Raw genomic sequence first — 13,126 nt, 5'->3', positions numbered from 1 at the left:
GTACAGGATAGAGATTGCTTCGTACCTCGCAATGACGTGTGGAGGTGTAAGGTTTATAACAACCAAATCCTATTAAACGAAAACGGCCGGGTAAACCCAGCCGTTTTCGTTATAAGAACTTAATAAAATTAAGCTGTTGCTTTTGCATAAAGCTCGGCAACGTGTTTCCAGTTGATCACGTTCCAGATAGCTGCTAAGTAATCTGGTCTGCGGTTTTGGTATTTCAGGTAGTAAGCGTGTTCCCAAACGTCGATACCTAAAATTGGAGTACCTTTTACTTCGGCAATGTCCATTAATGGGTTATCCTGGTTAGGAGTTGAAGTAACAGCCAGTTTTTTATCGGCAGTAACAATTAACCAGGCCCAGCCTGAACCAAAGCGGGTTGCACCAGCTTCAGAAACTTTAGTTTTAAAATCGGCAAATGAACCGAAAGTGCTTTTAATAGCCTCATCCAAAGCGCCGGTTGGCTCACCGCCTCCATTTGGAGAAAGCAAAGTCCAGAATAAAGAGTGGTTGTAATGACCACCGCCATTGTTGCGTACTGCAGCAGGGAATTTTGAAATGTTTTTAATAATGTCGTCAAGGTTACCGTCAGCCTCAGGTTTACCTTCAAGGGCCTTGTTCAGGTTGGTTACGTAAGCCTGATGATGTTTGCCGTGGTGAATTTCCATGGTCAGTTTATCAATGTGCGGTTCCAGAGCATCGGTAGCGTAAGGTAACGCCGGTAGTGTAAATGCCATAATGGTTATTATTAAAGTTTAAAAGTTTAATGTTGTGACGTAACAAATATAAGAGTTGAATGCTGTTTTTGTTCTAAAAAGTTTGTCAGTGTTGTGTATTAGTTGGTGGTTGATTGTTTATTGGGCCAAGGATATTTTTCACAAGCCACTAACCATTCTTCTCCACTGTGCATTCTTTGTGAAATAAGCTTCTGATAATAAGCGACCCTATCTCTGGCCCAATCATCAAAAGGATACCCTATTAGTATTTGCGTATGATTCTGTTGTTTTTTTAGTTGCCATTTAACATTAAGCATACCAAGTAATCTTTCCTGTTCAACAAACCAAATCCGCCTTGAATCTTGCCCTGCAACCCTGTCTGCTAATTCATATTTTGTGGCCATACTCAACGTAACACTATCGAAAACATGATAAAGGAGATCATCTAAATCCAATGCTAAATACCTGTAAATTTCATTGCCGCGTTCATTAGCTAAAAGATACAATTGGCCGTTATGATCAATATCTATGTATGGTTGTGCTTCTTCAAAATAGGTACCGTATGCTGGCAACAATGTTTCAGGAGCCTGGATTTTAAGTGCCAGTTCATCAACCATCTTTTTTATACAGGCTAAAGAAATAATCATACTTCTATAAAATTAAGATTAAGACTTACGAAGTTTTGAAAACTTCGTAAGTCTTCTATTCACTTTACTATATAATGATGCTACTTTTTCCTCTTCCCCTTAAAAAAATTTTTCACCAGTTCTGAGCACTCGTTTTCACGAATGCCGCCGGTGATTATTGTTTTGGGGTGCGTAATTTTCTGATTAAGCCTGCCAAAGCCCAGTTTGGTATCGTAAGCGCCAAACACAATTTTGCTTACCTGGAACCAGTACGATGCGCCCGCGCACATAACGCAGGGTTCCATAGTTACATACAGGGTACAGCCCTGCAAATACTTGCCCCCCATAGAGTTGGCAGCAGCGGTAAGCGCCTGCATTTCGGCATGGGCCGATACATCGTTCAACCGTTCGGTCAGGTTATGGCCCCTGCCTATGATCTTGCCGCCATGCACTACAATGGCGCCAATAGGTATTTCATCTTCCTCAAGGGCATAGCGCGCCTCTTTTAAAGCTTCGCCCATAAAAAAATCGTCGGGCGAAATAGAGGGCTCGTCCTCAAAACTGATATATTTCATTTTTGTTCCTTATCAAAGATTTTCAAATGCTTTTCTGTTGATACAATTATAAATAGGCCTATAATTGGCCCGGAGACAATCAGAAATAATGCGGTCAGGCCTCCCCTTAATTTGGGCGCTATAGCTATTTCTTTTAAGATAAAGGTGATAAGCAATCCTGCAACAACTAAAACCAAGCCACCTTTTAGCATACAGATAGCTGAATAACGGTTACCCTCTTCCCACATCTGCTGATTTTTTAATGACGATGGCATTCTGTAACCATACCCATTATTCATATTTTTTGGAGGGTACCTGTATAAGATGGCTCCCATTATGAGCGAAATCGCTCCGATCATTTGCGGTCCGGCTATCCATGTGGTAAAATTCATTTTAAACAAGTTTGCTGCCGTTAGGCACAGGTTTATCAATAGCTGCCAGTACAATGTCGCCATTTTCGTCGGCAAAGCCGGTCACCAGAAACTCCGACATAAATTTGCCGATCTGTTTTTTCGGAAAATTGATCACGCCTACTATCTGGCGGCCAACCAATGTTTCTTTGGTGTAGTGTTTGGTAATTTGCGCGCTCGACCATTTAATGCCAAACTCGCCAAAATCAACCCTAACCTTAATGGCAGGTTTACGTGCTTCCGGAAAATCCGCGGCCTCCAGGATGGTACCTACCCTGAGTTCTACTTTTTCAAAATCATGCCAGGCTATTGTTTCCATAATGGCAAAGGTAAATTATTTGCAGATGTGTACATTTCAAATGTGCAGATGTGCGAATAATTTTAGAGGTAAATTCGAGATACTTACTTGTGTTGTCGTTGCAGAGCGTAGCAACGAGATATTAAGCGGTACTTAATTTTGTCTAATCATTGTTCGGTCCAATTATTTCACGTTATATTTTATTGCGTCGGCTTTTACGGTTTGCTTTTCATCGTGCCCGGTGGTTTGCAAAATGATCACACCATCGGCTCCCAATGATCTGGCTTTTTCTGATAATTTTGTTTTGATGTAATCGGAATTGCTGCTAAACTCCATCGACAAATGGCCTATCACTTTATAATCCGGCTTAACGTCTTTAGCATCGTAATAAATGTCGGCCTTCGGTGTTGCCGGAAATGTATCGCCTACATAGGAAATAGGTGAACAGGCGGCCAGCAAAAAGCTAAAAACAAGCAGCAAACAATGTATTTTCAAGGTTTTCATTATCATAGGTATTTATGCTTAAGTTACTGAAAAACCATTCTGGTTTAAGCCTTTGCAGATTAAATTGCCGTAACAAATTTGTTAGTAACGACAACTAAAAACCACGTATCAATAATACGAGTTACGCCGGGCTAATCTCGCGATAAAGCGTAATCTCTATATCTAAATAACCTGTCCTGAGCGATAGCGAAGGATCTATTATACTCCTTGCAAATCGCCGATTAGATACCCTCTGCCGCGAGCTTGTAGCTCGTGGCCAGCATGGTTTCAGCTTTCAGCTGAATGTAAGCTGAAAGCTTACACAATGATTACCACGAGATACGCTGCGCTAAGCTCGCGGTAGAGAATAAGTTTCATTATATTCAAAAAATTGTCATTCTGAGCGACAGCGAAGAATCTATTATACTCCGCGCAAATCGTCGATTAGATTCTTCGTTCCTCAGAATGACAACTCAAAGCTAATCATCAAAACCCTTTTTTCCTGGTAATGCCCGGCTTGCGGGTTTTGCGGGCGGCGGGTTCGGCTACGCCTTCGGCACCATAGCTGCGGGCCATTTTGGCTATGCGCTCTTCGAGTGTCTCGGTGGTCAGCCGTTCGCGCCCCAAACTATCAACCATAATGGGGAAAGCAAAAGGTGTTGGGCGCTCAATGGTTTTGAGGATGATGTTTTGGGTGGCGATGCGTTGCAGGGCCGCCCTCAGTCTGAATTCTTCCAGCTGAAATGCCAGGGCCTCGTTATAAGCTTGCCGTATCAGCAGGTTATCGGGTTCGTACTCGGTAAAAACCTCAAACAACAGCGAGGTGGATGCCTGCAGGTGCTTATTTTTGATATGCTGACCAGGGTAACCGGTAAATACCAGCCCGCCGATGTGGGCGATATCCCGGAAACGGCGGCGGGCCATTTCATTGGCGTTTAGGCTGTGCTGAATATCATCCAACAGGTTATCTATCGAAAAAAAACTAACATCTTCCAGTACCTGCTCTATGGGGACATCCTCGTCGGTAAGCAGCTCAAAGCCATAATCATTCATGGCGATAGAGAAGCTGGCCGGTTTTATTTTACTGATACGAAAGGCCAGTAACGATGCCATACCCTCATGCACCAAACGCCCCTCAAAAGGATAAAACAACAGGTGATGCCCCTGACGCGATTTAAATGATTCGATCAAGAACTCGTGGCTCTGGGGCAGGTGCGACAACTGCTGCTGCAAATTGAACAAAGGTTTAAGGGCGATAACTTCCTCATCTTTTTCCACCCCGTGTGCTACCTCGTCCAGCTTATCCCTGAACACAGCCGCCAGTTGCGAGGATAGCGGCATGCGCCCACCGTTCCAGCTGGGGATAATGCCCTTGGTGGAATTCGATTTTTTCACGTAAGCCGTCATCTCCTTTACCCGCACAAACTCCAGGCTGCGCCCGGCAAACCAGAAGGTATTCCCTGGTTTTAATTTAGATATGAACGATTCTTCAATGGTACCCAAACTGCCCCCGCTGAGCCATTTAACCCGCACGCTCAGCTCGCTGGTAATGGTACCAATGCTAAGGCGATGGCGCATGGCCACCCTGCGGCTGTTCACTTTATAAAGGCCATTCTCTACCTCTACCTTTAAAAACTCATCATACTGGGCCAGGGTTTTGCCGCCGCTGGTGATAAACTCTAATAGCTGGCCAAACTCATTGCGGGATATATCGGCAAAGGCGTAGGTGCTTTTTACTTCGGTAAACAATTCATCGGCCCTGAACCCGTCTGACACGGCCAGCGTAACCATATACTGGATCAGCACATCCATCGTGAGCAGCATCGGGTCGCGGCTTTCAAATATCTTTTTTTTGATGGCTTGTTTGAGGGCCGCGCCTTCCAGCAGCTCCAATGAATGCGTCGGCACAAAATAAGCTCTGGAAACCGCGCCGGGATGGTGGCCGCTTCGGCCTGCCCGCTGCATAAAACGAGCCACACCTTTAGGGCTACCTACCTGCACCACGGTATCAACCGGCCTAAAATCGACACCAAGATCCAAACTCGAGGTACATACCACCAGCTTCAGCGCCTCGGCATGCAGGGCCTGCTCCACCCAATTGCGCAGCTCATTATCCAACGAACCGTGGTGCATGGCCATGATACCCGCATACTCGGGATAATTATCTAAAATGGCATGATACCATATCTCTGACTGTGAGCGGGTATTGGTAAATATCAACGTGGTTTTGCTACGGGCAACAATCTCCATTACCTGCGGCAGCAGCTTTAAGCCGATATGCCCCGCCCAGGAGTAATTCTCCACATTATCCGGAATGATCGACCGGATATCCAGCTTTTTATCCAGGTTGGCCCTCACCATCCTGATCCGCTCTGGCGGGAAATCGTTGCCCAGCAATACCTCGGCAGCCTGCTCCAGGTTACCGATAGTAGCGCTGATGCCCCAGATTCGGAGCGGGGTGTGAAGTGCGGAGGAGGTGCGAGGTGCGGGGTCCGAAGAAGGTGCGGGATGCGGGGTGAGAGGAGCGATAGAAGATACATTAGCTTCATTACTTCCTATTATTCCCATATCATTTTTCACTCCTCCTTTTCCGCTTTTCTCTCTCCGTTCCGCACTCTTCACTCCACTTTCTTCGTTCTCCTTATCCTTTCCTATCCGCTCCTCACTCCCCGATCCTCGCTCCCCACCCAAAACTTTCAACTTCGATAACCCCAACTCTACTTGTACACCTCTCTTGGTGCCTAACAGCTCGTGCCACTCGTCAATAACTACCACCTGCAGGTGGCTGAACATTTTGGGGTACTCCTTTTGGGCCAGCATCAGGTGCAGGCTTTCGGGTGTGGTGAGCAGTACCTCGGGCAATTTTCTTTTAAGGGCCTGCTTTTCGGCTGCCGGGGTATCGCCGGTACGGGTGGCAATTTGCCAGGGCAGGCCCATCTCCTCGCAGGCTTCCTGCATGGCCTTGCGGATATCATTGGTTAAGGCCCGCAGTGGGGTTATCCACAGCATAAGCAGGCCGTTATTTTTTTGCGTGGTGTAAGTATCCGGATGTTTGTTGATAAAATCGGCCAGGAAAGGCAAAAACAGCGCGAAGGTTTTACCGCTACCTGTAGGTGCATTCAGCAAACCTGAGTAACCAGCGAGATAGGCCGCTTCCATTTCCTGCTGAAAGGGAAACTGCTGCCAGTTTTTTTGCCTGTACCATTGCTGTATAACCTGTTGCCCTTTGGATGCCATGAATAGTTGAACAAATTAATGTTAATTTGGTTAGCCGTAATTAGCTTTGTCAACAAAATAAATATAATACTGTTGTTTAATATATGATCAGGAACACTTTTATAATACTGCTATGCGGCGCTTTATTTGCCTGCAATCAATCACCTAAAAAAGATAGCGCTGCCGATCAATCTGCTGATACCGGAAAGGTACAACAGCCGTTGCTTAACGATTCTACAGCCCCAAGCCCGGCAAGTACTGATACAAGCAAAATTAAAACAACCTCTACGCAGCTCATTGTACCCGGACGAAGCATTGGAAATATACAGTTAAATGAAGATGTTGCCAACGTGAGCACCACTCTTGGCCGGCCGGATAGCTCAGACGCTGCTATGGGCAGCTCATTAATGGTTTGGTTTGCCGGCCATAACCCGGCAGGTTACCGCACCAGTGTTTTTGCTCACCGCAATATGGGCGCCAAGGACGAGATCATCAGCCGTATCCGTAAGATCCTGATCACCTCGCCCGCATTTAAAACCGCCGAGGGTTTGGGCGTTGGCAGCCCCGAAGCCGACATTAAAAAAAGCTACGACCTGAAACCCACCAGCGACTATAAAAACAAGAACGGCAAAGTACAGGTATACACCGATATGGATAAAGGCATTTCTTTTGAGATAGATGCCACCGGCAAATGCGTGGGTGTGGTAGTACATCAACTGCATGATACGGCTGCGGCTTATTTGAATATGCATTGAGATTTTTATTGCATAGATTTATCCCCCGCCTGAAACCGCACTTATAGACTCACCCCGACATCGCTGCGCTTGTCGACCCTCTCTGCGCCTGCGCCGCAAAGAGGGTGAAAAAAAAATTTATCATTGCGAGTGTAACGTGGCAATGAGCCCCTCTAAATCTCCCCCAAAAGGGGAGACTTTAAAAAGATATTTTAAAGCCCTCTCCTTTAGAGAGGGTTGGGTGAGGCTCTTGCTTCGTCGTTCCTCCTTACAGCAATGACAAATTTCTCCAAGTCCCTCTTTCCGCCGCAGGCGAAGAGAGGGTGCCCGAGCGAAGCAACGGGCGGGTGAGTGGTTTATGCCCCACGCCATTTTTACTGACATTGCCGTAACCAGAAGATATTAAAAACAAAAGCCCCGCTTTTTCAGGCGGGGCTTTTGTTTTATGGAGAAAAACCTTATTTCTTTTCGGTCTTTTCCGGCATCAATATCAGTTTGATGAGGTTTTTGCCGCTCAGGTATTTGTTGGCGGCATCTTTAGTACTTTGCACGGTTATCTGGTCAAGGTTGCCTACGTGGTTCAGGATCTGATCAGGGTTTTCCTTGTTTTGTGAGGTTGAACCTAAGTAGCCTGCCCAGAAGATATTCTCCTTCAACTGTTCCTGGGTTGAGCGGGCTTCTTCGGCAGCAAACTTTTGAATATCGGTAGGCTGTGCACCGTTTTGTTTGATCTTGCCTATCTCTTCCATCGTAGCGTTGATCAGCTTGTCCACATTTTCGGGGGCGCATCCAAAATAAATAGAGATGGTGTACCTACCTGAAGGTAGTTTATGATAGCTTGCCCTAACACCGGGAGCATAAACACCGCTTTCCTGCTCGCGCAGGCGCTCAATCAGTTTAATGTTCAGCACTTCTTCCAGGGCATCCACCTGTAAGTTGTTAACATCGTTGTAATCATAGTCGCCGCTGAAAACCAGTTGAACTGTGCTTTTTTCACCAACACCTTTATTAACTGTTTTGCTCACCAGCCCGGCAGGCGGATGAATGTTCAGATTTTTAAAGGTTTCATTACTGTTGGTTGATGGCAGACCACCCAAATAGTGTTCCAGGTATGGTTTCACCGTTTCAATATCAAAACTACCTACCAGACTAAAGGTAAAGCCGCTGGCATCGGCAAACCTACTTTTATAAAACTCATAAGCTTTATCGAGCGAAGCCGAATTTAAACGGGCCGGCGTGGTAACCATACCCCTGAAGTTATAATTATTCATGACCGCCGATACAGTATCCTGAAACACGCTGGTTGGGTCAAGACTACGGTTGGCCAATACCGACCTTGTTTGGTCAATTTGCGATTGCCATATGTCTTTATCCTTACGCGGCTGGGTAAAATACAGGTAGATCAGCTGCATGGCTGTTTCAAAATCGGCAGGCGATACGTTGCCGGTTATTCCCTGCGTAAAATCACTGATGTATGGTGAAATACTTACGTTTTTACCGGCCAGCTTTTTATCCAGCTGCCCCTGGTTAAACTGGGCTATACCACTGCTGCCAACAATGCTCGAAGCCAGGTTTGCCGAAGTAAAATCATCGTCATTGGCTAAAGATGTACCGCCAAAAGAATAGCCGTTTATCAATATCTGGTTGTTACGGAAGTCGGTAGGTTTTAAAATCACCTTTACGCCGTTGCCAAGGGTTACCGTGGTTGTGCCAATGGCATCATCCTTCACCTCATTGGTGATCTTGCTGCCATCAGGTATTTTTTTCAGCAATGGGTCTGATGATACGTTATCTACGTAAGCGGTCAGGTTTTGTCCGGCTGTGCTTATCCATTGCAGGATAGTTTTTTCGTTAGGCAGCTTATCTTTTTCCTTATCCGGTGCTTCCACGATAACTACCCGGTTCTGATCACTGATAAATTTACCGGCCAGGGCATTCATTTCGGCCAGGGTTATTTTACCAATGTTGTTTACATAAAAATTATACTCGTACTCAATACCGGGGATGGCTTCGCCAGTTAAAAAGTTTTGCTGATATTCCTGCACAAAATTAGCCGAGCGTGTTTTATCCTTTTCCCGGTAGGCATTCCCCATTTGCACCAGGGCATCCTGCTTGGCACGTTCCAGCTCGGTAAGGGTAAAGCCAAACTTACGGGCGCGTTCTGTTTCGGCTACTACGGCTTTAACAGCGCCCTCAAGTTCGCCAGGGCGGGCAACAGCAATAGAGGTAAAAGCATCCTGCTCCCCAAAGAAACCACCATAGCTTGAGCGACCATATAAAAATGGCGGAGTAGCCTTCTGCATCAGCTCACCCAGGCGCGCGTTCAGCATCTGGTTAAATAATTGAACCCTCATTTGCTGCGTATAATCAGCCGTATTTTTAATAGTTGTGCCCGGATGTTTTACTATAATTTGAGCCAGAGTATACGGGAACTCCTTGTCCGTAGCTATTTTAACCGCGGTGCCTGGCGTAGCAGGTACCGTATATTTCACCCTCGGTTTTTCGCCCTGCGGGTTTTGCAGTTGCGAAAAGTTTTGTTTGATGAGCTCCTCTACCCTTTTCGGGTCGAAATCGCCCACGGCAATAACCGCCTGCAAATCGGGGCGGTACCAATCGTGGTAAAAACTCTTGATGGTTTCGGGCTTAAAGTTTTTCAGGATATCCTCTTTACCAATAGGTAAACGCAAAGCATAGCGCGAGTTATTTAACAACACAGGCAATATCTGCTGCTGCAAACGCTCCTGGGCATTTTTACCGCGCAGGCGTTCTTCCTCTAAAACCACGCCTCGTTCTTTATCTATTTCGGTAGGGTCAAAACTTACGTAGCCCGCCCAGTTGGCTAATATTTTAAAGCCGTTCTCAAAAATTTTAACGGTATCTGAGGGAATGGGTAATTGGTATACGGTTTCGTTAAATGAGGTATACGCATTCAGATCGGCGCCAAATTTAACGCCCGATTTCTGGAGGTAATCCACCATCGCGTTTTTCGGGAAGTCACGGGTGCCGTTAAAGGCCATGTGCTCGGTAAAGTGGGCCAAACCCAACTGATCGTCGGTTTCCAGTACCGAACCGGCTTTATTTACCAGATATAGTTCGGCTTTGTTTTTAGGTTCGGTATTTTGCCTGATGTAATAGGTTAAACCATTCGGCAGTTTGCCTATGATCACTTGCTTATCAACCGGTAACAGCTCGGCTTTAGCCTGTGGCGCTGCAGCGGCTGTTTTTCCTTTTGCCGGTGCTGCCGGCTTCTTTTTAACCTGGGCCGAAACGCTTCCTGAGGCAATGATGAATGCCAGCGCGACAGCAGAAAGCTTTAAGTTTAAATTCATATATTAATTAAGGAATATTTTTATACTAAGATGCTAAACGAAACCCTTAGTTACAAATTGTTAAAATGTTAATTATTCTTTGGCGTTGAAGCACTATCTGCCGCAAAGGCTTCCTTCATCATCTGCTCCAGTTCGGGCCGGTGATTGGCCATTACCTGTTGCCCTATAGTCATCCCTTTTTGCAATAAAAGGGGCGTTTTTGCACTCGCTTTTTTGCCTATGGGCGAACTATAAAAAGCTGTTAGTTGTTTGAGCTCATCTTCCGTAAATTCTCCGGCGTAGATTTTCGTGTACTCATTTTTAAGCACATCCCAGGCATAGTATTTTCCCATGAACGCCTGCATTACCTTTACATAAGAAGCGCGATGATTTTCAGCTATTTGCGCACTTGATGAATTGATCATATTGTTAATTATACCTGCAAATTGGGTATTAATACCCGTTGCTATCAGGTACTTTTCAGCAGCTTGCAAATGCGATGTTGTAAATGCAGGTGATGTTGTTTGCGCTTTTAATCCGGTAAATAAAAAAAGGAGCAGCACTGTGAAAAGGATAAGATTTGGTTTTAGTTTCATTGTTATATTTTAATAAAGATCTTTTTAACATAAAATCCCCACATCACCACCCAAAGTACGGCCACAGTAAATATAGCGCTTGCCAGCGATGCGTTTACGGGCGAAAAATAGGGTGCGAATAAGGTTTGATAAAGCGAGGCTCCATGAATTTTGATCATGCCCATATAATGAGGGATAAAACCCGACAGCACATAGGCCGTAATAGCATTGGTGCCGAAAACCACAAAAAAGTAAGTATACTTTTTGCGCCCCTGCACATCAATAAGCCAGTAACATAGGGCCAGCCCGGTGGTGGCCAAGCCTCCCGTGAATAGTACAAATGAGCTTGTCCACAAGGCTTTGTTGATCGGGAAAAACAGATCCCAAATGAGGCCCGCGATTACGGCCAGTACACCATAGGTGAACATCCAGCTTACTTTTACATTCTCGTCGCGGTCTTTCCGTTTAAGCCAGCTGCCCAGCCTGATGCCGAACAAACCGGTGGCCACCGCGGGTATAGTACCCAGCAAACCTTCCGGGTCCCAGGTGTGCGACTCTTTCCAAAGGTGGTTTGGAGTAAATATCAGTCTGTCTATCCACGCACCTATATTGGTGGCGGGTTCCAGGTTTGCATAGCCCACACCAGGTACCGGGATACAGGTCATGATAACACAGTAGCCAATTAAAGCGGATGCAAATATCCAATCACGTGTTTTTTGTGATGTTTTGAGGTAAAGGATGGTACAGATAAAGTAAACCAGCGCAATGCGAGGCAATACTCCCGGCAATCGCAGATGCGCCAGCCCGTTCTCCGGATGGAAAATAAATTGTGTTATCCAGGGAATCAAAAGCAATATCACCGTACGGCGCAGGGCCGATAATATCATTTTGCCATGCGGCATCGTAGCTTTTTTGCTTTCCATAGCATATACTACTGATACCCCAACCATAAACAGGAAGAAAGGGAAAACCAGGTCGGTAGGTGTACAGCCATTCCATTTGGAGTGCTCAAGCGGCGCGTATATGTGCCCCCAGTCGCCCGGGTCATTTACCAGTATCATCATAGCAATGGTAGCTCCGCGGAAAACGTCGAGGGAAAGGAGTCTGAAGTTCTGAGTTTTAAGTTGTGAGTTTTGAGTTTCAGTAGCCGGTTTAATCATATTTTATTCCCTTTTCTTATTTTATCAATTAGTGAAAGTAACATTCTACGCACTTCTGTATTTTGCTCATTTAACTCATTAAATGATTCATCCGTTAAATATTTCAGAGAATTAGCAATGAGGAAGCAATTTTCAACCTCATTGCTTGAGCCTAAAGACATTTGTAAAAAATGCACCAAATCGTTTTGAGTAAATCTTCCGCACCCTTCAGCAATATTATTTGAAATAGAGATAACTGCCCGTCTTGTTTGACTGGTCAAACCGTACTTTTCATCTGCAGGAAAACTGGAAGTATACTTATAAGTGTTAGTAATAAAGCTAAAAGATTTTTGCCACACTAATAGCTTTTTAAAATCTTGCATGTAAATCGAATATATTAATCAATAACTCAAAACTCACTACTCAAAACTAAACAGCTTAGAATATATACCGCTTAAATGCCTCCATCGCCTCGTATTCGGCCAGGCCAAGGCGGTCATAGCGCTGGGCGGTGTCGCGGGTGCGGTCTTCGGCTCTCACCCAGAACTCACGGGCATCATCACCCGGGAATACCGGACGGTCCTTTTGCGACTGGTGCTTGAAGATGGCATTTCGCTTGCGGATCACCTCCTGCGGCGAAAGCGGTACCGCCATCTCGATCTCAAACGGCTCAAACTCCTGCCATGCGCCGCGGTACATCCACAGCCAGCAGTCATCTACCCAGGCTTCTGTTCCCTTCAGGCGTTTCAGTGCCGCCAGGATAATATTGAAACATACCAAATGCGTTCCGTTCGGGTCGGCAAAGTCACCGGCTGCGAAGATCTGCTGCGGTTTTACTTTTTGCAGCAGGTCGATGGTCAGCTGGATATCCGCTTCGCCTGCCGTATTCTTTTTGGTCTTGCCTGTTTCGTAGAAAGGCAGGGCCATAAAATGGATATGGTCGTCAGGTAAACCGGCATAGCGTGCACCCGAGATGGCTTCCGTTTTGCGGATAAAGCCCTTCACGTTGCGGATCTCCTGGGTATCGATCTGGTTGGGTTGTTTCTGCGGGAAAAAGGCACGCA

12 protein-coding genes and 1 pseudogene are annotated in these 13,126 nt (G+C 45.8%); 1 reads left to right on the top strand and 12 read right to left on the bottom strand.

Annotated elements, in window-relative coordinates; all coding sequences use genetic code 11:
• Positions 1 to 128: 128 nt before the first annotated feature.
• The 7 genes from AAGC65_RS20615 to AAGC65_RS20585 form a co-directional block, all read right to left on the bottom strand.
• Positions 129 to 740, bottom strand: a complete 612-nt coding sequence (locus AAGC65_RS20615) for a superoxide dismutase (RefSeq protein WP_343114348.1) — start codon at positions 738 to 740, stop codon at positions 129 to 131.
• 98 nt (positions 741 to 838) lie between these two features.
• Positions 839 to 1,366, bottom strand: coding sequence for an Imm63 family immunity protein (locus tag AAGC65_RS20610; RefSeq protein ID WP_343114347.1), 528 nt, complete (start codon positions 1,364 to 1,366; stop codon positions 839 to 841).
• 80 nt (positions 1,367 to 1,446) lie between these two features.
• The gene (locus tag AAGC65_RS20605; RefSeq protein WP_343114346.1) at positions 1,447 to 1,920 is read right to left on the bottom strand and encodes a nucleoside deaminase; all 474 of its coding nucleotides are present in this window, start codon (positions 1,918 to 1,920) and stop codon (positions 1,447 to 1,449) included.
• Positions 1,917 to 2,291, bottom strand: a complete 375-nt coding sequence (locus AAGC65_RS20600; protein ID WP_343114345.1) for an SdpI family protein — start codon at positions 2,289 to 2,291, stop codon at positions 1,917 to 1,919. The genes AAGC65_RS20605 and AAGC65_RS20600 overlap by 4 nt, the downstream gene beginning before the upstream one ends.
• 1 nt (position 2,292) lies before the next feature.
• Positions 2,293 to 2,628, bottom strand: a complete 336-nt coding sequence (locus tag AAGC65_RS20595; protein ID WP_343114344.1) for a tRNA-binding protein — start codon at positions 2,626 to 2,628, stop codon at positions 2,293 to 2,295.
• 162 nt (positions 2,629 to 2,790) lie between these two features.
• On the bottom strand, positions 2,791 to 3,111 hold the full coding sequence (locus tag AAGC65_RS20590; protein WP_343114343.1) for a hypothetical protein: 321 nt from the start codon (positions 3,109 to 3,111) through the stop codon (positions 2,791 to 2,793).
• A 465-nt stretch (positions 3,112 to 3,576) separates the two neighbouring features.
• Positions 3,577 to 6,327, bottom strand: coding sequence for a ligase-associated DNA damage response DEXH box helicase (locus AAGC65_RS20585; RefSeq protein ID WP_343114342.1), 2,751 nt, complete (start codon positions 6,325 to 6,327; stop codon positions 3,577 to 3,579).
• 83 nt (positions 6,328 to 6,410) lie between these two features.
• Between AAGC65_RS20585 and AAGC65_RS20580 the strand changes: the two genes are divergently transcribed.
• On the top strand, positions 6,411 to 7,061 hold the full coding sequence (locus AAGC65_RS20580; protein ID WP_343114341.1) for a hypothetical protein: 651 nt from the start codon (positions 6,411 to 6,413) through the stop codon (positions 7,059 to 7,061).
• 437 nt (positions 7,062 to 7,498) lie between these two features.
• Here AAGC65_RS20580 and AAGC65_RS20575 read toward each other — a convergent pair whose 3' ends face one another.
• The 5 genes and pseudogenes from AAGC65_RS20575 to AAGC65_RS20555 form a co-directional block, all read right to left on the bottom strand.
• The gene (locus tag AAGC65_RS20575; RefSeq protein ID WP_343114340.1) at positions 7,499 to 10,369 is read right to left on the bottom strand and encodes an insulinase family protein; all 2,871 of its coding nucleotides are present in this window, start codon (positions 10,367 to 10,369) and stop codon (positions 7,499 to 7,501) included.
• Positions 10,370 to 10,437: 68 nt separating this feature from the next.
• Positions 10,438 to 10,944, bottom strand: coding sequence for a DUF2059 domain-containing protein (locus AAGC65_RS20570; protein ID WP_343114339.1), 507 nt, complete (start codon positions 10,942 to 10,944; stop codon positions 10,438 to 10,440).
• 2 nt (positions 10,945 to 10,946) lie between these two features.
• Entirely contained in the window at positions 10,947 to 12,083 is a 1,137-nt protein-coding gene (locus tag AAGC65_RS20565) for a DUF5009 domain-containing protein (protein WP_343114338.1), read from the bottom strand.
• Positions 12,080 to 12,445, bottom strand: coding sequence for a four helix bundle protein (locus AAGC65_RS20560; protein WP_343114337.1), 366 nt, complete (start codon positions 12,443 to 12,445; stop codon positions 12,080 to 12,082). The genes AAGC65_RS20565 and AAGC65_RS20560 overlap by 4 nt, the downstream gene beginning before the upstream one ends.
• A gap of 55 nt (positions 12,446 to 12,500) precedes the next feature.
• Positions 12,501 to 13,126 (bottom strand): annotated as a pseudogene (locus AAGC65_RS20555) (glucosamine-6-phosphate deaminase); the annotation flags it as partial.

The organism is Mucilaginibacter sp. (genome assembly GCF_039207105.1).
GTDB lineage: Bacteria > Bacteroidota > Bacteroidia > Sphingobacteriales > Sphingobacteriaceae > Mucilaginibacter.
The sequence above is the reverse complement of the archived record's forward strand: the minus strand, read 5'-3'. Positions and strand labels throughout refer to the sequence as shown.